Here is a 20,348-nt window from a genome sequence, read left to right as displayed (position 1 = left end):
ATGCTTGTCTTCGCCGCCTCGGACAAGGGCGGGACCGGCCGGTCCGTCACCGGCGCCAATCTCGCCTACCACCATGCCCTGGACGGAGCGAACGTCTGCTTCCTGGACTTCGACTTCGGATCGCCGACCGCCGCGACCGTGTTCGACCTGCCCGATGTCCGGTCCGTGGCGGAAGGGATCGGTCTGCACGCGTATCTGGCAGGCGCGGTCAGTGAGCCGCTGCGCGTCGACGTCTGGTCCCGCACCGAACACCTCGACCTGCGCCACCAGTCCGCCGGCTCCGGCCGTCTCGTCCTCGTGCCCGGTGACCGCTCCGGTGGCGAATTCGTCATCGGCGAGGAGCACCTGCACCGGTGCGTGGACCTCATTCTGCGGTTGAACCGTGAGTTCGACGTCATCGTCGTGGACCTGAGTGCCGGACGCAGTTACGCCGTGGAACTGGCGCTGGCGGCCACCTCACCCCGTGGCGGGCTCGCCGGGCTGAAGCAGCGTTGGCTTGTCTTCCATCGCTGGACGCGTCAGCACGTGTCGGCGGCCGCGGAACTCGCCTTCGGGCCACGCGGCATCGTGCGGGCCGGAGCGGACCGAGGGCATGACCCGGACGTGCTGCGGGCCGCCATCCGATTCGTCCGCGCCGCGGTGCCCGACCTGGAGTCGCCCCCGTGGTCGCACGTGACACCGTCGCAATACGCGTGGATGCGACAGTGTGACCGCGCGCTCGAGACGCTCGCCTCGGACCAGGGCGTCGGCAAGAGCCGGGTGCTGGCGTCGATCCCGCTGGAACCGGTCCTTCAATGGCAGGAGCGCCTCATCACCGTCGAGGACGTGCTCGTCCGCCGCATCGCCCACCAAGCCACCCTGGACGCCTTGATCGGCCTCGTGCAACGGCTGACCGACGACACCCTTTGGGGAGAGTGGTGAAGAAGTCCGTCCCGGTCTTCCGGGAGACCAGTGCCGAGCCGCGTACCGAGTCCCTGCCGTTCTCCCATCTCTCCCTGGAGATCGGCCATTTGTACATGGAGGACTTCCTCGAGGGACCCGATCGCCTCCGACGACACTTCGACACCGTACGACCATGGGTGGACGCGGTCCGGAACGACGTGGGCGCGCATCTCACGGGCGCGCGTCCGCGCATCAGCACCTGCTTCCTGATCGACGACTACTTCTCCCGGCTGTCCACCCCCGACGAGCTCCTGCCGCCGCTCATCGACGCGGCCGCCGAGGCCGGACTTGCCATCGACTACCTGGCACGCGAGTCCGGCTGTGCGACCGCTCCCAACGCCGCCGGTACGGTCATCCGGCCCGCGGAGTCCGTCGTGCGGCGTCTTGTGGAGTCGCCCCCGCCCGGCAGCAGCGGCTTCCGGCCACCCGTCAGCCGCACCGGCTGGCTCAGCAACGGCAGACGTACTCCCGCGCAGCGCTCCTCCGCGGCTCTGGACACCGCCGGAGCGGCCTGGCAGCCGCCGAGTGAGACCGGTGCACGCGGTCACTCCGTCTTCCTGGACATCGAGCTGTGGAGTGAGGCCGAGGACGAACGCACCTGGTCCTGCGCCTTCCTCGCCTCCGTCTGGCAACTGGTCCGGCTCGGTCTGCTCCGTGACGCCGGCCGTGCCGTGCTGTCCCCGGTTCCCTGGAACGACGGGGGGTTCCCCGCGGACTGGGACATGCTGCCGCCCGTGCTGCGCCTGAACCCCCGAGCCGCGCCCTTCACCGCGTACGTCACCTGCAGCGTGCTCCCGCGCCGGTTCCTGCCCGTCGAACACGCCGTACGTGTGGTCCTCGACCAGGTTCATGTCGAGGACGAGCCGCTCCGGCAGGTGGCCGAACGGGCCGAGGCGGAGGGTTTCGCCGTGCCAGCGGGGGTCGCCGACCGCACCTCGTACGTCTTTCCGCTCGGGTTGTGACATGAGCCGGGCCGCCGATGACCTGGATGCATTCGTCGCCTGCGGCGAAGTTCGCACATGTCTGCTGCCCACCCGCGACGCGCTGGACGAGCGGGCCGCCGTGGAGCTGCTACGTCTGCGCCCGGACGAACGGGTCCGGATCTCCCGGCACCCGAACCGCCACGTGGTCTCCCCGGACGTGCTGACCGGTGTCGACTGCCGGCTTCCCACCGACACGGGTGCGCGTGTCCGAGTGGTGGGCACCGTGAGGAGCCGTGCCTCGCTCGTCGAAGGCCGCGTGATCCAGTCCACTGCCTCCTTCGCGCTCCCCGCCGTCGGAGCCGATCGGCGGCAGGCCTGGGGGTACTACCTGGTCCGGCCCGGCCTTCTCGTGCCTCTCGGGCGATTGCCCGAGAGGGCGGTCGTCCGAGGCTTTCTTCAGGGGCATCGCCCGGGCCGGCTGGACGTCGGTTCGATCGCCGAGGGCGTGCTGGCCCACATCTCCCGGCAGAACCGGATCCTGGACCACGACCCCCCGCTCACCGCTGCCGACACCCGCCTGCGCTGGACCGCCGTGCAGGCCACCGCCGACGAGGAGCCGTTCTCCCTGTTGACCAAGGACGAGGACGGACTCCGCACTCTCGAACTGCGGCTGCCGTCCGGTCTGTCCCCCAGCGAGGCGGTCGGGCTGTGTGAGGACCTTGCGTTGCACGACTGGCTCCTGACCACGGTCGCGGACAAGCTCGACGGGCTGCCGACCGCGGCCGCGGACGACCGGGCCGTGCTGAGGGTGCTGCGGCCGCTGGTCGACCACGTGCTGCACCTGTGGATGCCCCGGGCACGCGTCGACCGCGCTCTGCAGACGGTCTGGAACCAGTTGGAGGAGACACCGGGCTTCAGCAGGCAGTGGAACGCCCTTGCGCAGCGTATTCGCGACCAACTCACCCTCCGGGCAGCCCACTTGCCGAACGAGGTGCCGGGCCGGCGCTGACCGGGCACCATCCTGTGGACACCTGACGGGGGGAGAGACAGATGCATGGAGCACCGGGCACACCGGGGACGGGCACGGGAGGGGTGCGGATCGCACCCATCGTGCTCAAGATTCTTGTCACGGTCGTCGTGAGCACGGGCGCCTATTTGTTCACCAACCTGCTGAACCAGTCCGGCGACGAGCTGTGGCAGATCGCCGTCTCCGTCGTCATAGGCGGGTGCGCGCTCATCGTGCAGTACATGATCGACTTCGAGCAGCGGCTGGGCACGGTCGAAACCGGGCACCGCGAGCGCAGCCGGGAGCTCGGGGTCCAGTTCACCCAGCTCAGTGAGGCCGCCGGACTGCTGAGCGAACTGGATGAGGCCGGCATGAGCACCAGCGACGCGAGACGTCTGATCAAGAGCCTGAGCCGGGTGGGGCAGCAGGGCCCGGAGATCGTCAAGGCTTTCGCCCGGTCCGAGGTGGAGAGTCTCGCCTCCGTTGTCACCGACCTGACCGGCATGACCGCCCACTGGCCACGGGACAACAACGAGTGGCTCATCAGGCTCACCGAATGCGCGCGGCGCACCATCGACGCCACGAGCAGCTCCGTGGACCAGCCCTTCTGGAACACCGACTCGGCGGGACCGTACCTGGACGCCCAGGCGGAGGCCATGCGGGCTCGTGGGGTGACGATCCGGAGGCTCTTCATGATCAAAGAGGAGGAGAGAACCAACCCGGACTTCATGCGACGGTTCACGAGACTCTGCCAGGCCCAGCGTGACGTGGGGATCAGCGTGCGGTTCCTTTCCCTGCCGCTTCCGGAGGGGTCGAGTCCGAGGTCGGTGGTGGCCCGCGACGTCGTGATCTTCGACAGCGAACTGTATCTGGAGTTCGAGCCGGACCGGCAGGAGGGAAACGTTCAGACCAGGCTCGATGCGGATGGCCGCCGGGTCGACGGGCAGGTGAGGACGTTCAACGCACTGTGGGCGACCGCCACTGAGCTGACCTCTCGCCCCGCCCCTTCACCGGGGGCCTCCGAGTGAAGACACCCCTTCCCGGCCGGGACCGGCCGTCCGTCGTACTCCCGGGGGAGTAGCGAACCCCCCACGTCACCCCGGGCAGTAGCCGCGGGGTCGGTCTCACGGCCGACGTGGGGGTGTGCGGGTGGCGGGAGGCTGGAGGTCTGTTCGGACGTCCAGGGGAGGGAGGCCCGTCGGATGGGGGCCACAACGACAGGTGGGGGGCGGCGGCGGGCCGTGCCGTGGCTGGTGCTCGGGCTGTGGGTCGCCGTGCTGGCGATCGCCTCGCCGTTCGCGGCGAAGCTCGGGGACGTGCAGCGGGACCGGGCCGTCGACTACCTGCCGGCGAGCGCCGACTCGACCCGGGTCGCCGAGATCCAGGAACGGCTGCCGGGCGGCGCGGCCACCGAGTTGGTCCTCGTCTACCACCGCGACGGCGGGCTGACCGCCGCCGACCGGGCCACCGCCGCCGAGCAGGTCGCCGGGATCGCCGGCGCGCACGAACTCACCGGCCGTCCGGCGGGCATCCCGTCCAAGGACGGCACCACCCTCATGTACCCGGTCGCCTCCACCGAGCCCGGCACGGACGAAAAGGCCCGCGACGCGCTCGTCAACGACGTGCGGGACGTCGCCCGCGGCGGCGACGGGCTCCGTGTCGAGGTCGGCGGCGCGGGTGCGCTCGCCACCGACTCCGCCGAGGTCTACAACTCCCTCGACGGCCCCCTGCTCTACACCACCGCGTCCGTGGTCGCCCTGCTGCTGATCCTCATCTACCGCAGCCCCTTCCTGTGGCTCGTCCCGCTCGCCGTCGCCGGCACGGCCGACTATCTGTCCATGGGCGTCGCCTACGGCCTCAGCCAGGTCTTCGGCACCTCCGTATCCGGCCAGAGCAGCGGCATCATGACGATCCTCGTCTTCGGCGTCGGCACCGACTACGCGCTGCTGCTGGTCTCCCGCTACCGCGAGGAACTGCGCCGCATCGAGCGCCCGTACGACGCCATGCTCGCCGCCCTGCGCGGCTGCGGCCCCGCAGTGCTCGCCTCCTCCGGCACCGTCGCCGCCGGGCTCCTGTGCCTGCTCGCCGCCGACCTCAACTCCAGCCGGGGCATGGGCCCGCTGGGCACCGTCGGCGTGCTGTGCGCGCTGGCCGCCATGCTGACCCTGCTGCCCGCACTGCTCGTCCTGCTCGGCCGCCGCGTCTTCTGGCCGCTCGTGCCCCGCTACGGCACCACGCCCAAGGCCCGCAGGTCGCTGCTGGCCGCGATGGGCAGCTCCGCCGAACGCCGGCCCCGCACCGTCCTGGTGGGCGGCGCCGTCCTGCTCGGCGCGCTCGCGCTCGGCACGTACGCCCTGCCCGGCGGCATCAAGCAGGAGGACTCCTTCACCACCCGCCCCGACGCGATCGCCGCCATGGAGACCCTCGCCGACGCCTTCCCGGAGTCCGGCACCCAGCCGATCACCGTCATCAGCCCCACCGACCGCGCCGGCGCCGCGCTCGCCGGGATCCGCGCCACGAAGGGCGTCGAGAGCGCCGGGACCGGCCGTAGCGGCGGCGGCTGGACCGAGCTGACCGTACTGGCCTCCGCCCCGCCCCAGTCGGCCGCCGAGACCGCCGTCATCGAGGAGCTGCGCGACAAGCTCGACGGCTCCCACGTCGGCGGCCCCAGCGCCCAGCAGACCGACCTGGAGGACACCAACGCGCGGGACACCGTCGTCGTCGTTCCGCTCGTGCTGCTGTCCGTGCTGCTGATCCTCACCGTGCTGCTGCGCTCGCTGGTCGCGCCGCTGATCCTGGTCGCCGCCGTCGTCGCCGTGTGGGGCGCCGCCCTCGGCATCGGCGGCCTGGTCTTCGAGCCCCTCTTCGGCTTCGAGGGCACCGACCCCGGGCTCGGCCTGCTCTCCTTCGTCTTCCTCGTCGCCCTCGGCGTGGACTACGGCATCTTCCTGATGCACCGGATGCGCGAGGAGGCCCTGCACGGCGCCGAACCCACCCGGGCGGCGCTGTCCGCGCTGCGCACCACCGGCGGCGTCATCGCCTCGGCCGGGCTGGTCCTCGCGGCCACCTTCGCCGTGCTCACCAGCATGCCCATGGTGCAGCTGGTCGAGCTGGGCTTCGTCATCGCGGTCGGCGTCCTGCTCGACACCTTCCTCGTCCGCACCTACCTGGTCACCAGCGCGAGCGTCGCCCTGCGCCGCCGGGTGTGGTGGCCGGGCCGGCTGTCCCGGGACCCCGGACCGTCCTCGCCGGACGGTGTGCGGGAGACCGTCGGTGTCTGAGGTGTCCGACGACCGGAGCGCGCCCCTCCCCTCCCGGTGGGGCGCGCGCGTCGCGGAGTATGGGCGCGTGCAGGCATCCACCGAGGCAGCGTCCCGCCCCCGCGTCGGCGAGCGGATCATCGCCGCCGTCAACCGCGACCCGCGCACCGCCCCCCACGGCACCCGCAACGACAGCGTGCTCGCCGCGGTCCTCCTCGTCGCCGCCGTCTGCCTGGCGCTGTTCACCGACGAGGACCGCCGCCCGGACGCCCTCGGCTGGACGCTGCTGGCCGCCGCGCACGTCCCGGTCGTGTGGCGGCGGCGCCACCCGCTGCTGGTGCTCGCGGCGGTGGTGGCCGCGGTCGCGCCGTACCACGCCATGGACAACAACCACACCGCGGCGGGCCCCGCCTCCTACGTGGCCCTGTACACCCTCGCCGTCACCGGCCGCCCCCTGCGCACCATCGTGACCGGCGTCGCGGTCCTCACCGTGTCCGTGAGCATCATGCTCACCGTCGACACCCACCAGGCACTCGAACTGCTCCGCATCTCCGGCTGGGTGATCGCCATCCTCTTCTGCGGCATCGACATGCGCTACTACCGCCAGTACGTCGCCGCCATAGTGGAGCGCGCCGAACGCGCCGAGCGCACCCGCGAGGAGGAGGCCCGGCGCCGCGTCGCCGAGGAACGTTTGCGCGTCGCCCGCGACCTGCACGACCTGCTCGCGCACAGCATCACCCTCATCGGCGTGCAGACCTCGGTCGCCGCGCACGTCCTGACCGCCGACCCCGACCGCCTGGACCGGACGGCCGTCGCCAGGGCCCTCGACGACATCGCCGAGACCTGCCGCACCGCACGCGGCGAACTGCGCACCACCCTCGAAGTGCTCAGGGCGCAGGACACCGCCGGGGTCCCCGACGCCCGCGGCCCGCTGCCCGGCCTGGGCGGGCTGCCCGACCTGGCGGAGAGCGCCCGGCTCGCCGGAGCACACGTGGACCTGTCGGTGCGCGCCGGCGAGGTCCCGCCCGCGGTCGGCGCCGCCGCGTACCGCATCACGCAGGAGGCGCTGACCAACGTCGTGCGCCACGCGGGGCCGAAGCCCTCCGTCCGCGTCGAGGTGCACGCCGAGCCGGGCGCCCTGCGGCTGTCCGTCACCGACGACGGCACCGGCCCCGGCCCCGACCCGGCGGGCACCCCCGGCTTCGGCCTCGTCGGCATGCGGGAGCGGGCCCGCAGCGTGGGTGGCACACTCGACGCCGGACCGCGGGAGCGCGCCGACGGCTTCGCGGTGACGGCCGTACTGCCGACCCCCGCCATGCCCCGACCACTCTGACCCCGGAGAGAACCGGATGACGATACGCGTACTGCTCGCGGACGACCAGAACCTCGTCCGCGCGGCGTTCGCCCTGCTCGTGGCGTCGGCCCCCGACATGGAGGTGGTCGGCGAGGCCGCCACCGGCCGCGAGGCCGTGCACCTGGCCCGCGCCTCGCGCGCCGACCTCGTCGTCATGGACGTGCGCATGCCCGACCTGGACGGCATCGAGGCGACCCGGCTGATCGCCGCCGACGAGGACCTGGCGGGCGTGAGGGTGCTGGTCCTCACCACCTACGACACCGACGAGAACATCGTGGACGCGCTGCGCGCGGGCGCCTCCGGCTTCCTGGTCAAGGACACCAGGCCGGCCGAACTCCTGGACGCCATCCGCACGGTGACGGCGGGCGACGCCCTGCTGTCGCCCGGCCCGACCGCCCGCCTCATCGAGCGCTTCCTGCGCAGCCCCGCGACGCCCTCCCCGGGCGAGAGCGGCCCGGACCGCCTCTCGGACCGGGAACGCCAGGTCCTCACTCTGGTCGCCCGGGGCCTGAACAACACGGAGATCGCCGACGCCCTGGGCCTGAGTCCCCTCACCGCGAAGACCCACGTCAGCCGCATCATGGGCAAGCTGGGCGCACGCGACCGGGCGCAACTGGTCGTCGTGGCCTACGAGTCGGGCCTGGTGACGCCGGGCACGGGCGGTCAGCGGCAGTAGAGGTCCGCGGCGGGGCGCTGCCCGGTCGCGAGGAACCGGGAGACCGCTGCGTCCCCGCACGCGTTGCCGTTGGCCAGGTAGGCGTCGTGCCCGGTGGAGTCCACCGTCACCATGACCGCGCGCCTGCCGAACGCCTCCCGCAGCTTGCGCGCCCCGACGAGCGGGGTGGCGACGTCCCGCTCGTTCTGGACGAGCAGGACGTTGGAGGGCCCGCGTCCGGTGATCCGCACCGGCGCCTCGCGGGGCGGGTACGGCCACGCGGCGCACAGCATCGCGTTGCGCGGCATGCCCGCCGTGAGCGGGTACTCGGCGCGGCTGGCGGCGACGTCCTTCTCGTACCGGGCCGCCGAGCGGGGCCAGGCGACGTCGTTGCAGAGGACCCCGGCCCCGACGGCGGCGACGTTCTGCAGCACGGCCTCGGGCGGCGCCTGGGGCGCGGGCGGCACGGTCCCCCGCCCGGCCGCCACCATCAGCTTGGCGAGGGTGGGGAACCTGTCGGGCGAGTACAGGCTGTCCAGCATCGTCTGGCGCAGCACGTTGCCGTTCAGCTCCGACGGATTGGCACCGGGCCACGGGATCGGCTTCCGGTCCAGCCGGGCGGCCAGCCGCAGGAACAGCGGCCGTACGTCGGAGGTCCGGCGGGCGACGCGGTCGGGATTGCCGGGCCGGGCGGCCCAGGCGGCGAACTCGGGGAAGGTGTCCTCGACCCCCTGCTCGTGCCCGGCGAGCCAGCCGCGCGCCACGCGGGCGGGGTCGGGGTCGTCGTTGCTGTCCAGCACGATCCGGTCGGTGCGCTGCGGGAACAACTGCGCGTACACGGCACCGACGTATGTCCCGTACGACACTCCCCACGCGGAGATCCTCCGCTCGCCCAGCGCGGCCCGGAGACGGTCGATGTCCCGGGCCTCGTTGGCGGTGCTCAGGTGCCGGATCAGCTCACCGCCGTTGCGTACGCAGGCGTCGGCCGTCCGCCGGGCGGTGTCGAGGTTCGCGTCGATCGAACCGTCCGGGGCGGGCCAGGGGCGGAGTCTGGAGGTGGCGAGGTCGCCGTACTCAAGGCCGCAGTCGACGGACGTGGACGGCGCGAGGCCGCGCGGCGCGAATCCGACGAGGTCGTAGGCGTCCCGGACGTCCTGGGGGAGTTTCCGTCCCTTCCCCGAGGGGTCGTTGAGGCTGGAGCCGCCCGGCCCGCCCGGGACGAGGAGCAGGGCGCCGCGCCGGGCGTCCGGATTCTCGCTCCGGATCCGCGAGACGGCCATCTCGATACTTGGGCCGTCCGGATCGGCGTAGTCCATCGGCACGTCGAGGACGGCGCACTCCTGCCGGGGGTCGAGACCGGTGCTCTCGCAGGCGGACCAGGTGAGGGGCTCGGGCCTGCTCGCGCCCGTCGCGGAGGCGGTCATCGGTGCGGTGATGCCGAGCAGGGCGGTGGACACGCCGACGACGGCGGCGTTGCGGATGCTTCTGCTTCTGCTGAGCTTGCGCTGCGTCATGCGACGAGCCTCGTGGAACGGCGGGCCCCGCCCCATCCGGCCAACGGCCGGGTCCGCAGGGGGGTTTACCCCAGGGCGTGATCGATCGCCGTGTCGACCTCCCCGGCGACGTGGGTGGGGCGGAAGGCGTCCTCGGACCACGACCGGCCGTTCGACACCCACACGCTGCGCAGGCCGAGAGCGTCGGCGCCGGCGAGGGGCGTCCCGGCGGCCTCCGCGGCGGCCCGGAAGATCACCGGGTCGGGCTTACTATGGCCGACCGCCTCGGAGACCACCCAGCCCCGGACGTGCCGGTCGAGTCCGGTGCGGCGGATCTTCGCCTCCTGCTGGGCGGTGCGCCCGTTGGTCACGATCACGCAGGTCCAGCCGCCGGACCGGGCACGCTCCAGGGCTTCCCGCGCGGAGTCCGTCAGTACGGCGCGGCCGGCCGCGCCGTGGTCGGGCAGGGACCGGACGGCTGCGGCGGGCACCGCGCCGCCGTACCGGTCGATCACGGCCGCGGCGACCTCGTGGCGGGGCGTGGACCCGCCGGCGTCGAGAGCCGTCAGCCAGGTGAGATCACCGGCGGGCAGACCGTGCCCGGCGAGGAAGGCGGCGACGGCGTCGCGGAAGGCCGCGTCGCGGTCGATCCGGGTGTTGCCGAGGTCCAGCAACAGCAGTGGCATGGCGGGCAGTAGATCAAGCGTCGACCAACAGCCCTCGTGCCACGAGCAGTTCGCGCACCTCGCCGAGGGACGACGCGCACAGGTGGGCCTCGCCCAGTGCCGCCGCCGGGTGCGTCGTCGTCAGGCCGATCACGGTGCACCCGGCCGCCACCGCGGCGCGTATGCCCGCCGGTGCGTCCTCCACGACCACGCACGCCGACGGGTCCACGCCGAGCCGGGACGCGGCCAGCGCGAAGCAGTCCGGGGCGGGCTTCGCGCGCTCGACGTCGCCGCCGTAGACCCGCACGGCCGGCAGGGGCAGCCCGGTCGCCGCGAAACGGGCCTCGACGAAGGCCCGGTCGCCGGAGGTCACGATCGCCCAGGGGCTCCCGGACAGGGCCCGCAGCAGCTCCGCGGCGCCGTCGACCGGCGGGATGCCGTCCCTCTCCTTCGCCAGCAGCCCGTCGAGGGCCCGGCGTTCGAGCGCCGGGTCCAGGTGGGCGGCGGCATCCGTCACGGTGTCCTCCGGGCGCCGCCCGAAGGTGAGCCGCCACACCGTCTCCGCGTCCAGCCCGCGCGACAGCGACCAGGCGTCCCACACCCTGCGGTGGGCCGCCGCCGAGTCCAGCAGGACGCCGTCGACGTCGAAGAGCACGGCGGAGACGGTCATACGGCGCGGACGAACGCCGCCCAGGCCGCCGACCCGACGACGATCACCGGTCCGCCGGCCACCTTGCTGTCCCGGACGGGCAGGACGCCGGGGACTCCGTCGGCGACCTCGACGCAGTCGCCGCCGTTGCCGTCGCTGAAGCTGCTCTTGCGCCAGCGTGCGTGGTTCAGCTCGTACTCGCGCATCGTCTGTGGTCCTCCACCGCCGACTTGATCCTGGCCAGGGACGCCGCAGGAGACAGCGCGGCGGCCCTGATCAGATCGTATGCCGAGCGGATACGCCGCACCACGGGCGGATCGTCCAGCAGGGTGCCCGAATACACGGCTTCTGTATAGGCCGTTGGGGGAGCGTCCTCGAACTCCATGAGCTTCAGGGAGCCCGTCATGGCCGGGTGCGCCCCGGCCGCCAGCGGCAGCACCTGCACCAACGCCGTACGTGCTCCGGCCAGCGCGATGACGTGCTCCAGCTGCGCGGCCATGACTGACGGGCCGCCGACGGGAATCTGCAGGACGCTCTCGTGCAGGACCACCCAATACACGGGCCGTGCAGCGTCCGCGAGGATCCTCGCCCGATCGATGCGGCCGGACACCTTCTCCTCGATGTACTCGTCCGGCGCGAAGGGGTTCATGGCGAGCGTGACGGCTCGGGCGTAGTCCGCAGTCTGCAGCAACCCCGGCACCAGGGCTGGAGCGAACTCACAGATCGTTGTCGCCAGCCCCTCCAGATCCGCCACCCCCGCGAAATAATCCGCATACCGCGGATCATCGATCAGCTTCCGGCACAGGCGATCGAAAATACCGTCGGTTTGTAGGGCCTCGTCAATCCGCTGGGCCACATCCAGTTGCGGTTTCCGAATTGCCTGTTCGAACTGGCCGATGTAGCCGCCGGATACGAATACCCGTGCCCCCAGCTCGACTTGGGTGATTCCGGCATCCTCCCGCCGTCGTTTCAGTTCCGTTCCGAAGAACTCCCACGCGGCTTGCCGTGAACCATTGGCCATAACCAACCCCCATACGCTGACCAGCACTTGTAGTGCACATACTCCTGCCGAGTGTAGGTACGTCGCGGCATTCTGGGGACACGAAGAGTGAAAACGTAAAGGGAAGGGAACACGGTGGAGGCACGACACTCGGCGCTCTGCGTCGAAGGAGCGGAGGACACGGTGAAAGAATTGCGCGCGGCGCTCGCCGAGGCGGGAATTACTCTTCCCTCACTCGGGCTCGACCCGGTGAGTCTCGCGCGGGAGGCGCCCTGCCCGCTCGTCGAATTGGGGCGGTGTTCCGTCGAGACCGCGCAGCGCCTCGCGGCGGCACTGCGATGACGACGACGCCGCCCGTCGGGGTCTGTGCCGTGGACACCCGCAGCGGGCGGGTCGGGTTCGTCATGGGGTACGAGGGACCGTACGTGCAGATGCGGCCGTACGGCGGGGGACGAGAGTGGGACGCGGAGCCGGGTGACGTACGCCACGCCACCGTGTCCGAGCGGCTCAGCGCGGCGACGGCGTACACCAACGCCCGAAGCCGTGGCGAGGTGCCTTGAAGCATGCGCGAGAATGGGCGGCATGAGTCTGTTCCGCGACGACGGCATCGTGCTGCGCACCCAGAAGCTGGGTGAGGCGGACCGGATCATCACCATGCTCACGCGCGGTCATGGCCGTGTACGCGCCGTGGCGCGCGGGGTGCGGCGCACGAAGTCGAAGTTCGGGGCGCGGCTGGAGCCGTTCTCGCACGTGGACGTGCAGTTCTTCTCGAAGGGCAGCGAGCTGGTCGGGCGCGGGCTGCCGCTGTGCACGCAGAGCGAGACGATCGCCCCGTACGGCGGCGGCATCGTCACCGACTACGCGCGGTACACCGCGGGGACCGCCATGCTGGAGACGGCCGAGCGGTTCACCGACCACGAGGGCGAGCCGGCGGTGCAGCAGTACCTGCTGCTCGTCGGCGCGCTCAGGACCCTCGCCCGGGGCGAGCACGCGCCGAACCTGGTGCTCGACGCGTTCCTGCTGCGCTCGCTGGCCGTGAACGGGTACGCCCCGACCTTCGGGGACTGCGCGAAGTGCGGCATGCCCGGTCCGAACCGGTTCTTCTCGGTCGGCTCGGGCGGCTCCGTCTGCGTCGACTGCCGGGTGCCCGGCAGCGTCGTACCCTCGCCGCAGGCCCTGGAGCTGCTCGGGGCGCTGCTCACGGGGGACTGGGGCACGGCGGACGCGTGCGAGCCGCGCTACGTCCGGGAGGGGAGCGGGCTGGTGTCCGCGTACCTGCACTGGCACCTGGAGCGCGGCCTGCGCTCCCTGCGGTACGTCGAGAAGTCCTAGAAGAACCAGCAGGACCAGCAGGATCTGGAAAGAACAGTTCGAGGAGACGAGAGACACATGGCGGTACGCGGGATTCTGGGGCGGCAGCGCCGGGAGTACAGGACGCCGGAGCCGCACCCGTCCGGCGCGCGGCCGCCGAAGCTCGGCGAGCTGGTTCCGGGGCATGTGGCGATCGTCATGGACGGCAACGGCCGCTGGGCCAAGGAGCGAGGGCTGCCGCGCACCGAGGGGCACAAGGTCGGTGCCGAACAGGTCATGGACGTCCTCCAGGGCGCGATCGAGATGGGCGTCGGGAACATCTCGCTGTACGCCTTCTCCACCGAGAACTGGAAGCGCTCGCCGGACGAGGTGCGCTTCCTGATGAACTTCAACCGCGACTTCATCCGCAAGTCCCGCGACACCCTCGACGGGCTGGGAGTGCGGGTGCGCTGGGCGGGGCGGATGCCCAGGCTGTGGAAGTCGGTGGCCAAGGAGCTGCAGGTCGCGCAGGAGCAGACCAAGGACAACGACCGGCTCACGCTGTACTTCTGCATGAACTACGGCGGGCGGGCCGAGATCGCCGACGCGGCGCAGGCCCTGGCGGAGGACGTGCGGGCCGGGAGGCTCGACCCGTCGAAGGTGAACGAGAAGACGCTCGCGAAGTACCTGTACTACCCGGACATGCCGGACGTGGACGTGTTCCTGCGCCCGAGCGGGGAGCAGCGGACGTCCAATTTCCTGCTCTGGCAGAGCGCGTACGCCGAGATGGTCTTCCAGGACGTCCTGTGGCCGGACTTCGACCGGCGCGACCTGTGGCGGGCCTGCCTGGAGTTCGCCTCCCGGGACCGGCGGTTCGGCGGCGCCATCCCCAACGAGGAACTGCTCGCCATGGAGGGCAAGACCGGCTCGTCCGGAGCTTGAGGACGAGGCCGTTCAGGCCGATACGGGGCCCAGGGCGCAGCCCGGGGGCCCCACCCGCTCAGCCGCCGGAGGCACCCGCGCAGTCGGCGCAGGTGCCGAAGATCTCCACCGTGTGTGCCACGTTGACGTAGCCGTGTTCGGCGGCGATGGCCTCGGCCCACTTCTCCACCGCGGGGCCCTCCACCTCGACCGCCTTGCCGCAGGAGCGGCAGACCAGGTGGTGGTGATGGTCGCCGGTGGAGCAGCGGCGGTAGACGGACTCGCCCTCGGCGGTGCGCAGGACGTCGACCTCACCGGCGTCGGCGAGGGACTGCAGGGTGCGGTAGACCGTGGTGAGTCCGACCGAGTCGCCCTTGTGCTTGAGCATGTCGTGGAGCTCCTGCGCGCTGCGGAACTCCTCGACCTCCTGGAGAGCCGCCGATACGGCAGCCCGCTGCCGGGTGGCGCGGCCCTTCACGGGCGGTCCAGCGGTCGTCACTGGATTCCTCCTCACGTCTTCGCGGCTTGCCGGGCCATTGTGCCAGCCCGGTTCGCCCGCGGTCAGACGCCGACCTCGTCGGCGGCCCCCCGGGTGGCCGGAATCTTGCACTCCGCCGGATCCGCGGCGGGCCGCGCGGCGGCGAGTGCCCGCGCGCGTCGCCTGGCCAGCGGGGCGGCCAGCACGCTCAGCGCGATGAACGCGCCGATGGTGAGCAGCACGATCGTCGCGCCGGGCGGCACGTCCTGGTAGTACGAGGTGACCGTGCCGCCGATGGTCACGCTCACGCCGAGCGCGACGGCGATCGCGAAGGTGGCGGCGAAGCTGCGGGTGAGCTGCTGCGCAGCGGCCACCGGGACCACCATCAGCGCCGAGACCAGCAGCAGCCCGACGACGCGCATCGCGACGGTCACCGTGACCGCCGCGGTGACGGCCGTCAGCAGGTTCAGCGCGCGCACCGGCAGGCCGGTGACCCGGGCGAACTCCTCGTCCTGGCTGACGGCGAACAGCTGGCGGCGCAGACCGACCGTGACGAGGACCACGAAGGCGGCGAGCAGGCAGATCGCGGTGACGTCGGACTCGGAGACCGTCGACAGGGAGCCGAAGAGGTACGAGGTGAGGTTGGCGTTGGAGCCGCCCGGCGCGAGGTTGATGAACATCACGCCGCCCGCCATGCCGCCGTAGAAGAGCATGGCGAGGGCGATGTCGCCGCGGGTCTTGCCGTACCAGCGGATCAGCTCCATGAGGACCGCGCCGAGGACGGAGACCAGGGTCGCCATCCACACCGGGGACCAGGAGAGCAGGAAGCCGAGGCCGACGCCGGTCATCGCCACGTGGCCGATGCCGTCGCCCATGAGGGCCTGGCGGCGCTGGACCAGGTAGATGCCGATGGCGGGGGCGGTGATGCCCACCAGGACGGCGGCGAGCAGCGCCCGCTGCATGAAGGCGTAGTTCAGGATTTCCATGGTCGTCGCCTTCTCAGCTCAGCAGGCCGGTGCGGATCGGTTCAACGCCCGCGGGTGCGTGCGGGTGTACGTGGTCGTGGCCGGGCAGCGCGTGCTGGCCGACGGCCTCGGGCGGCGGGCCGTCGTGCAGGACGCAGCCGTCGCGCAGCACCACGGCCCGGTCGATCAGCGGCTCCAGGGGGCCCAGCTCGTGCAGGACGAGGAGGACGGTGGTGCCGGCGGCGACCTGCGCGCGCAGCGTCTCGGCCAGCACCTCCTGGCTGGCCAGGTCGACGCCCGCCATCGGCTCGTCCATGATCAGCAGTTCGGGTTCGGCGGCGAGCGCGCGGGCGATCAGCACGCGCTGGTGCTGGCCGCCGGAGAGGGCGTTGACCGAGTCCTTGGCGCGGTCCGCCATGCCGACCAGGTCGAGGGCGCGGCGTACGGCCTCGTGGTCGGCCTTGCGCAGGACGCCGAAGCGGGCCCGGGAGAGCCGGCCCGAGGAGACCACCTCGGTCACGGTGGCGGGGACGCCGCCCGCGGCCGTGGTGCGCTGCGGGACGTAGCCCACGCGCGCCCAGTCGCGGAAACGGCGCCTGGGGGTGCCGAACAGCTCGATCTCCCCGTCCGTCACCGGCACCTGGCCGATGACCGAGCGCACGGCGGTGGACTTGCCCGAGCCGTTGGCGCCGAGCAGCGCGACCACCTGGCCGCGCCGCACGGTGAGGTCGATGCCGCGCAGGACGGGGCGTGAGCCCAGCTCGGCGCGGACGCCGCGCATGGATATGACGGACTCGTCGCTCACGATGTCCTCCGTAACGATCGAACGGGCCGGGCTGCCCGGCCGGGCTGCTTACTTGGCGCCGAGGGCGGTTTCCAGCGCCTTGAGGTTGGCCTCCATGACCCCGACGTAGTCCTCGCCCTTGGACTTGTCGGTGATGCCCTCCAGCGGATCGAGGACGTCCGTCTTCAGGCCCGCGTCCCTGGCGAGGGTCTTCGCGGTCTTGTCCGACACCAGTGTCTCGTAGAAGACGGTGGTGACGCCGTCGGCCTTGGCCTCCTCCTGGAGTTCCTTGATCCGGGCGGGGCTGGGCTCGCTCTCCGGGTCGAGGCCGTTGATGGCCTCCTGGGTGAGGCCGTAGCGCTCGGCGAGGTAGCCGAAGGCGGCGTGGTTGGTGAAGAACACCTTGGTGCCGGTGTTCTTCAGGCCGTCCTTGTACGCCGTGTCCAGGCCGCCCAGCTTCTTCGCCAGGGCCTCGGCGTTCTCGCGGTAGTCGGCGGCGTGGTCCGGGTCGGCCTTCTCGAAGGCCTGGGCGACGCCCTCGGCGATCTCCGCGTACTTCACCGGGTCCAGCCAGACGTGCGGGTCGAGGCCGCTCCCGCCCTCCTCGGAGTGCTCCTCCCCGGCGTGCTCGTCCGCGTGCTCCCCGTCGCCGTGGTCGTGGTCGTGCTCCACGTCGCCGTGGTCCTCGAGCTTCGTCAGCGAGGCCGCGTCGATCCTGGTCTTCACGTCGGACTGGGCGATCGCCTCGTCCACGGCCGGCTGGAGGGACTTCAGGTAGAGCACCGCGTCCGCCTCGCCCATCTGCGCGGTCTGCTTGGCGCTCAGTTCCAGGTCGTGCGGCTCCTGGCCGGGCTCGGTGAGCGTGGTGACGTTCACGTGCTCCCCGCCGATCTGCTCGGCGAGGTACTCCATCGGGTAGAACGACGCGACGACGTCGAACTTGTCCGTGTTGCCCGCCGCCGAGCCGTCGCCGGAGCAGGCGGAGAGGGTGCCGAGGCCGATCGCGGTGGCCGCGGTGACTGCTATGCCGGAGATACGGCGTCGTCGTACGTTCATGACACTCATTTTCAACAAATGTGGAAACCGTTGTCAACAAGCGGGTGATTTCGCAGCTGGGAGGCCCCGATTTGGCCGAGGGGCGGCCCACGCCGGTAACCTGAAGCATTCTCTGGAAGCACCTCGCTTCGCCCACCGCACCAGTCAGTCACCGTCGTCGTAATGAAGAGAGCACCGTGGCCGCCGACAAGATCGACACCATCGTCAGCCTGAGCAAGCGCCGTGGCTTCGTATTCCCCTGCAGTGAGATCTACGGCGGTCAGCGCGCCGCCTGGGACTACGGTCCGCTGGGTGTCGAGCTCAAGGAGAACCTCAAGCGCCAGTGGTGGCGCTACATGGTCACCTCGCGCGAGGACGTCGTCGGTCTCGACTCCTCCGTGATCCTGGCCCCCGAGGTCTGGGTGGCCTCCGGCCACGTCGCCACCTTCACGGACCCGCTGACCGAGTGCACCTCCTGCCACAAGCGGTTCCGCGCGGACCACCTGGAGGAGGCGTACGAGGAGAAGAAGGGCAAGGCTCCGGAGAACGGCCTCGCCGACCTCAACTGCCCCAACTGCGGCAACAAGGGCACCTTCACCGAGCCCAAGCAGTTCTCCGGCCTGCTCTCCACCCATCTGGGCCCGACCCAGGACAGCGGCTCCGTCGCCTACCTGCGGCCCGAGACCGCCCAGGGCATCTTCACCAACTTCGCCCAGGTGCAGACCACTTCGCGCCGCAAGCCGCCGTTCGGCATCGCCCAGATGGGCAAGTCCTTCCGCAACGAGATCACGCCCGGCAACTTCATCTTCCGCACCCGCGAGTTCGAGCAGATGGAGATGGAGTTCTTCGTCAAGCCGGGCGAGGACGAGAAGTGGCAGGAGTACTGGATGGAGCAGCGCTGGAACTGGTACACGGGCCTCGGTCTCCGCGAGGAGAACATGCGGTGGTACGAGCACCCGGCCGAGAAGCTCTCCCACTACTCCAAGCGCACCGCCGACATCGAGTACCGCTTCTCGTTCGGCGGCAGCGAATGGGGTGAGCTGGAGGGCGTCGCCAACCGGACCGACTACGACCTCTCCTCGCACGCCAAGGCCTCCGGCCAGGACCTCTCCTACTACGACCAGGAGGCCCAGGAGCGCTGGACGCCGTACGTCATCGAGCCGGCGGCCGGTGTCGGGCGGGCGATGCTCGCGTTCCTGCTCGACGCGTACATCGAGGACGAGGCGCCGAACGCCAAGGGCAAGCTGGAGAAGCGCACCGTGCTGCGGCTGGACCCGCGGCTGTCCCCGGTGAAGGTCGCCGTGCTGCCGCTGTCCCGCAACCCGGAGCTGTCGCCGAAGGCGAAGGGGCTCGCGCAGGCGCTGCGGCAGAACTGGAACATCGAGTTCGACGACGCGGGCGCGATCGGGCGGCGGTACCGGCGTCAGGACGAGATCGGGACGCCGTTCTGTGTGACCGTCGACTTCGACACGCTTGACGACAACGCGGTGACTGTCCGGGAGCGGGACACGATGAAGCAGGAGCGTGTGTCGCTGGACCAGATCGAGGGGTACCTCGCTTCGAGGCTCGTCGGCTGCTGAACGCCGGTTGGTGTTGCCGTACCAGGGGGCTCCGCCCCCTGGACCCCCGGCCTGTGCCCACCCCCCTCCCGACTCGGTCGGGAGGGGGGTGGGCGTTTCGGGTCTCGGGGGCCTGGGGTCTCGGTCGGGGCTTCCCGGCTCGCCCTTCCCGGCTCAGGCTTACCGGCTCAGCGGCCCTGCAGGGACTTCACGTTGTTGCCGAAGGTCCAGTTCTTCGAGCCGTCCCAGTTGAGGGACCAGGTCATCAGGCCCTTGAGGGAGCCGTTGTAGTGGTTCCAGGCCTGGGAGACCAGGGACGGTGACATGTGGCCGCCGCCCGCGCCGGGCTGGGCGGGCAGGCCCGGGACCTGCTTGTCGTAGGGCACCCGGATCGTCGTGCCCTGGATGACCAGGCCCTTGTCCAGGCAGTCGGTCTGGGCGGTGAAGCCCTGCACGGTGCCGGCCGGGTAGGAGTCGCCGGAACAGCCGTACATGCTGCCGTTGTAGTACTGCATGTTCAGCCACCACAGGCGGCCGTTGTCCGCGTACTTCTTGACGATCGGCAGGTACGCGCCCCAGATCGAGCCGTAGACGACGCTGCCGCCGGTGACGTACGCCGTCTCCGGGGCCATCGTGAGGCCGAAGTTGGAGGGCATGCGGGCCAGTACGCCGTCGATGATGCGGATCAGGTTGGTCTGGGACGTGGAGAGCTGGCTGATGCTGCCGCTGCCGGTCAGGCCGGTCTCGATGTCGATGTCGATGCCGTCGAAGTTGTACTCCTTGAGGATCGGCACGATCGTGTCGACGAAACGGTCGGCGACCGCGGTCGAGTTGAGGTCGATGCCGGCCGTCGCGCCGCCGATGGAGAGCAGGAGCGTCTGTCCGGACGCCTTGGCCGCGCACATCTCGGCGGGCGTCGCCACCTTCACGCCCGCGTCCATGCCGTCCTCCCACAGCGCCGTGCCGTCGGAGCGGATCACCGGGAAGGCCGCGTTGAGCACGTTGTAGCCGTGGGCGGCGATCTGGGGATCGGTGATCGGGGTCCAGCCGAAGGGCGGGTGGACGCCGTTGGCGGCGCCGTCCCAGTTCTCCCAGTAGCCCTGGAGGACCTTGCCGGCGGGCTTGGACTTCACGGCGCAGGTGTCGGCGGCCGGGGCGGGGGCGGCGCCGGTGGGGGCGGCGGACGCGGTCGCGACGCCCAGAGGGGTGAGGACGGTGGCCGCCAGTGCGGCGGCCAGTAGACGGATCTTGCGGCGGATCATGCCGGGCCTCCCGGTGGGGGTTCGGTGAGGGAGTCTCTTGTGTCGCAGGCATGACAGTGCTGTGGTCCAGACCTTTCGTCAAGAGGTCTGGACCAAGAAGCGGGTGC

General features: G+C 71.3%; 22 protein-coding genes. 12 read left to right on the top strand and 10 right to left on the bottom strand.

Translation table 11 applies throughout. The features are described from left to right. The 7 genes from ACIQFU_RS00390 to ACIQFU_RS00360 all read left to right on the top strand — a co-directional run bounded on the left by ACIQFU_RS00390 (position 1) and on the right by ACIQFU_RS00360 (position 8,161). Entirely contained in the window at positions 1 to 921 is a 921-nt protein-coding gene (locus tag ACIQFU_RS00390) for an SCO2523 family variant P-loop protein (RefSeq protein WP_402547847.1), read from the top strand. Beyond that, on the top strand, positions 918 to 1,904 hold the full coding sequence (locus tag ACIQFU_RS00385; protein ID WP_402547846.1) for an SCO2522 family protein: 987 nt from the start codon (positions 918 to 920) through the stop codon (positions 1,902 to 1,904). Before ACIQFU_RS00390 ends, ACIQFU_RS00385 begins: the two co-directional genes overlap by 4 nt. 1 nt (position 1,905) lies before the next feature. Continuing rightward, a complete protein-coding gene (locus ACIQFU_RS00380) occupies positions 1,906 to 2,874 on the top strand; it encodes an SCO2521 family protein (RefSeq protein WP_402547845.1) in 969 nt (322 codons plus the stop codon). Positions 2,875 to 2,975: 101 nt separating this feature from the next. Continuing rightward, positions 2,976 to 3,899 (top strand): DUF6879 family protein, encoded by a 924-nt coding sequence (locus ACIQFU_RS00375; protein WP_402547844.1) that lies wholly within the window; start codon positions 2,976 to 2,978, stop codon positions 3,897 to 3,899. Between the two features lie 174 nt (positions 3,900 to 4,073). After that, positions 4,074 to 6,152 (top strand): MMPL family transporter, encoded by a 2,079-nt coding sequence (locus tag ACIQFU_RS00370; RefSeq protein ID WP_402547843.1) that lies wholly within the window; start codon positions 4,074 to 4,076, stop codon positions 6,150 to 6,152. Between the two features lie 67 nt (positions 6,153 to 6,219). Further along, the gene (locus tag ACIQFU_RS00365; RefSeq protein ID WP_402547842.1) at positions 6,220 to 7,464 is read left to right on the top strand and encodes a sensor histidine kinase; all 1,245 of its coding nucleotides are present in this window, start codon (positions 6,220 to 6,222) and stop codon (positions 7,462 to 7,464) included. A 16-nt stretch (positions 7,465 to 7,480) separates the two neighbouring features. Further along, positions 7,481 to 8,161 carry a response regulator gene (locus ACIQFU_RS00360; RefSeq protein WP_402547841.1) on the top strand — a complete coding sequence of 227 codons (681 nt, stop codon included), beginning with the start codon at positions 7,481 to 7,483 and terminating at the stop codon, positions 8,159 to 8,161. Here ACIQFU_RS00360 and ACIQFU_RS00355 read toward each other — a convergent pair. The 5 genes from ACIQFU_RS00355 to ACIQFU_RS00335 all read right to left on the bottom strand — a co-directional run bounded on the left by ACIQFU_RS00355 (position 8,149) and on the right by ACIQFU_RS00335 (position 11,968). Beyond that, complete coding sequence (locus ACIQFU_RS00355; protein WP_402547840.1) at positions 8,149 to 9,654, bottom strand: alpha/beta hydrolase; 1,506 nt, start codon at positions 9,652 to 9,654, stop codon at positions 8,149 to 8,151. The two genes, ACIQFU_RS00360 and ACIQFU_RS00355, sit on opposite strands and share 13 nt — an antisense overlap. Positions 9,655 to 9,719: 65 nt before the next feature. Next, the gene (locus ACIQFU_RS00350; RefSeq protein WP_402547839.1) at positions 9,720 to 10,319 is read right to left on the bottom strand and encodes an HAD family hydrolase; all 600 of its coding nucleotides are present in this window, start codon (positions 10,317 to 10,319) and stop codon (positions 9,720 to 9,722) included. A gap of 13 nt (positions 10,320 to 10,332) precedes the next feature. After that, on the bottom strand, positions 10,333 to 10,968 hold the full coding sequence (locus tag ACIQFU_RS00345) for an HAD family hydrolase (protein ID WP_402547838.1): 636 nt from the start codon (positions 10,966 to 10,968) through the stop codon (positions 10,333 to 10,335). Then, entirely contained in the window at positions 10,965 to 11,153 is a 189-nt protein-coding gene (locus ACIQFU_RS00340) for a DUF397 domain-containing protein (RefSeq protein ID WP_402547837.1), read from the bottom strand. The genes ACIQFU_RS00345 and ACIQFU_RS00340 overlap by 4 nt, the downstream gene beginning before the upstream one ends. Next, a complete protein-coding gene (locus ACIQFU_RS00335; protein WP_402548467.1) occupies positions 11,135 to 11,968 on the bottom strand; it encodes a Scr1 family TA system antitoxin-like transcriptional regulator in 834 nt (277 codons plus the stop codon). The genes ACIQFU_RS00340 and ACIQFU_RS00335 overlap by 19 nt, the downstream gene beginning before the upstream one ends. Positions 11,969 to 12,082: 114 nt before the next feature. Here ACIQFU_RS00335 and ACIQFU_RS00330 point away from each other — a divergent pair, with 114 nt between their 5' ends. From ACIQFU_RS00330 to ACIQFU_RS00315, 4 genes are read left to right on the top strand one after another with little or no spacing between them, the layout of a single operon-like run. Next, positions 12,083 to 12,289 carry a hypothetical protein gene (locus ACIQFU_RS00330; protein WP_229892006.1) on the top strand — a complete coding sequence of 69 codons (207 nt, stop codon included), beginning with the start codon at positions 12,083 to 12,085 and terminating at the stop codon, positions 12,287 to 12,289. Beyond that, positions 12,286 to 12,507: a hypothetical protein gene (locus tag ACIQFU_RS00325; RefSeq protein ID WP_402547836.1), complete on the top strand. Its 222-nt coding sequence runs from the start codon at positions 12,286 to 12,288 to the stop codon at positions 12,505 to 12,507. The genes ACIQFU_RS00330 and ACIQFU_RS00325 overlap by 4 nt, the downstream gene beginning before the upstream one ends. 22 nt (positions 12,508 to 12,529) lie before the next feature. Further along, a complete protein-coding gene (recO, locus tag ACIQFU_RS00320; RefSeq protein ID WP_402547835.1) occupies positions 12,530 to 13,279 on the top strand; it encodes a DNA repair protein RecO in 750 nt (249 codons plus the stop codon). A gap of 57 nt (positions 13,280 to 13,336) precedes the next feature. Beyond that, on the top strand, positions 13,337 to 14,179 hold the full coding sequence (locus ACIQFU_RS00315) for an isoprenyl transferase (protein WP_402547833.1): 843 nt from the start codon (positions 13,337 to 13,339) through the stop codon (positions 14,177 to 14,179). 58 nt (positions 14,180 to 14,237) lie between these two features. On the opposite strand, the gene ACIQFU_RS00310 is transcribed toward ACIQFU_RS00315, so the two are convergent. The 4 genes from ACIQFU_RS00310 to ACIQFU_RS00295 form a co-directional block, all read right to left on the bottom strand. Further along, positions 14,238 to 14,657 carry a Fur family transcriptional regulator gene (locus tag ACIQFU_RS00310; protein ID WP_402547832.1) on the bottom strand — a complete coding sequence of 140 codons (420 nt, stop codon included), beginning with the start codon at positions 14,655 to 14,657 and terminating at the stop codon, positions 14,238 to 14,240. A gap of 62 nt (positions 14,658 to 14,719) precedes the next feature. Continuing rightward, a complete protein-coding gene (locus tag ACIQFU_RS00305) occupies positions 14,720 to 15,622 on the bottom strand; it encodes a metal ABC transporter permease (protein WP_402547831.1) in 903 nt (300 codons plus the stop codon). Between the two features lie 13 nt (positions 15,623 to 15,635). Then, positions 15,636 to 16,406, bottom strand: coding sequence for a metal ABC transporter ATP-binding protein (locus tag ACIQFU_RS00300; protein WP_402547829.1), 771 nt, complete (start codon positions 16,404 to 16,406; stop codon positions 15,636 to 15,638). 48 nt (positions 16,407 to 16,454) lie between these two features. Beyond that, positions 16,455 to 17,441: a zinc ABC transporter substrate-binding protein gene (locus ACIQFU_RS00295; protein WP_402547828.1), complete on the bottom strand. Its 987-nt coding sequence runs from the start codon at positions 17,439 to 17,441 to the stop codon at positions 16,455 to 16,457. 176 nt (positions 17,442 to 17,617) lie between these two features. Here ACIQFU_RS00295 and ACIQFU_RS00290 point away from each other — a divergent pair, with 176 nt between their 5' ends. Further along, on the top strand, positions 17,618 to 19,000 hold the full coding sequence (locus ACIQFU_RS00290; RefSeq protein WP_007449582.1) for a glycine--tRNA ligase: 1,383 nt from the start codon (positions 17,618 to 17,620) through the stop codon (positions 18,998 to 19,000). A 167-nt stretch (positions 19,001 to 19,167) separates the two neighbouring features. Here the strand turns inward: ACIQFU_RS00290 and ACIQFU_RS00285 are convergent, their stop codons facing one another. Continuing rightward, entirely contained in the window at positions 19,168 to 20,241 is a 1,074-nt protein-coding gene (locus ACIQFU_RS00285) for a chitinase (RefSeq protein ID WP_402547826.1), read from the bottom strand. Between the last annotated feature and the right edge of the window lie 107 nt (positions 20,242 to 20,348).

Origin of the sequence: Streptomyces sp. NPDC093065, from assembly GCF_044754585.1 — a bacterium.
Lineage (GTDB): Bacteria > Actinomycetota > Actinomycetes > Streptomycetales > Streptomycetaceae > Streptomyces.
This window is presented reverse-complemented; position numbering and strand designations above follow the sequence as displayed.

Excerpts from the sequence above, each read along its gene's own strand:
- ACIQFU_RS00390 (WP_402547847.1), top strand. The coding sequence starts at position 1 with ATGCTTGTCTTCGCCGCCTCGGACAAGGGCGGGACCGGCCGGTCCGTC.
- ACIQFU_RS00380 (WP_402547845.1), top strand. The coding sequence starts at position 1,906 with ATGAGCCGGGCCGCCGATGACCTGGATGCATTCGTCGCCTGCGGCGAA.
- ACIQFU_RS00370 (WP_402547843.1), top strand. The coding sequence starts at position 4,074 with ATGGGGGCCACAACGACAGGTGGGGGGCGGCGGCGGGCCGTGCCGTGG.
- ACIQFU_RS00360 (WP_402547841.1), top strand. The coding sequence starts at position 7,481 with ATGACGATACGCGTACTGCTCGCGGACGACCAGAACCTCGTCCGCGCG.
- ACIQFU_RS00355 (WP_402547840.1), bottom strand. The coding sequence starts at position 9,654 with ATGACGCAGCGCAAGCTCAGCAGAAGCAGAAGCATCCGCAACGCCGCC.
- ACIQFU_RS00350 (WP_402547839.1), bottom strand. The coding sequence starts at position 10,319 with ATGCCACTGCTGTTGCTGGACCTCGGCAACACCCGGATCGACCGCGAC.
- ACIQFU_RS00345 (WP_402547838.1), bottom strand. The coding sequence starts at position 10,968 with ATGACCGTCTCCGCCGTGCTCTTCGACGTCGACGGCGTCCTGCTGGAC.
- ACIQFU_RS00340 (WP_402547837.1), bottom strand. The coding sequence starts at position 11,153 with ATGCGCGAGTACGAGCTGAACCACGCACGCTGGCGCAAGAGCAGCTTC.
- ACIQFU_RS00335 (WP_402548467.1), bottom strand. The coding sequence starts at position 11,968 with ATGGCCAATGGTTCACGGCAAGCCGCGTGGGAGTTCTTCGGAACGGAA.
- ACIQFU_RS00325 (WP_402547836.1), top strand. The coding sequence starts at position 12,286 with ATGACGACGACGCCGCCCGTCGGGGTCTGTGCCGTGGACACCCGCAGC.
- recO (WP_402547835.1), top strand. The coding sequence starts at position 12,530 with ATGAGTCTGTTCCGCGACGACGGCATCGTGCTGCGCACCCAGAAGCTG.
- ACIQFU_RS00315 (WP_402547833.1), top strand. The coding sequence starts at position 13,337 with ATGGCGGTACGCGGGATTCTGGGGCGGCAGCGCCGGGAGTACAGGACG.
- ACIQFU_RS00305 (WP_402547831.1), bottom strand. The coding sequence starts at position 15,622 with ATGGAAATCCTGAACTACGCCTTCATGCAGCGGGCGCTGCTCGCCGCC.
- ACIQFU_RS00295 (WP_402547828.1), bottom strand. The coding sequence starts at position 17,441 with ATGAACGTACGACGACGCCGTATCTCCGGCATAGCAGTCACCGCGGCC.
- ACIQFU_RS00285 (WP_402547826.1), bottom strand. The coding sequence starts at position 20,241 with ATGATCCGCCGCAAGATCCGTCTACTGGCCGCCGCACTGGCGGCCACC.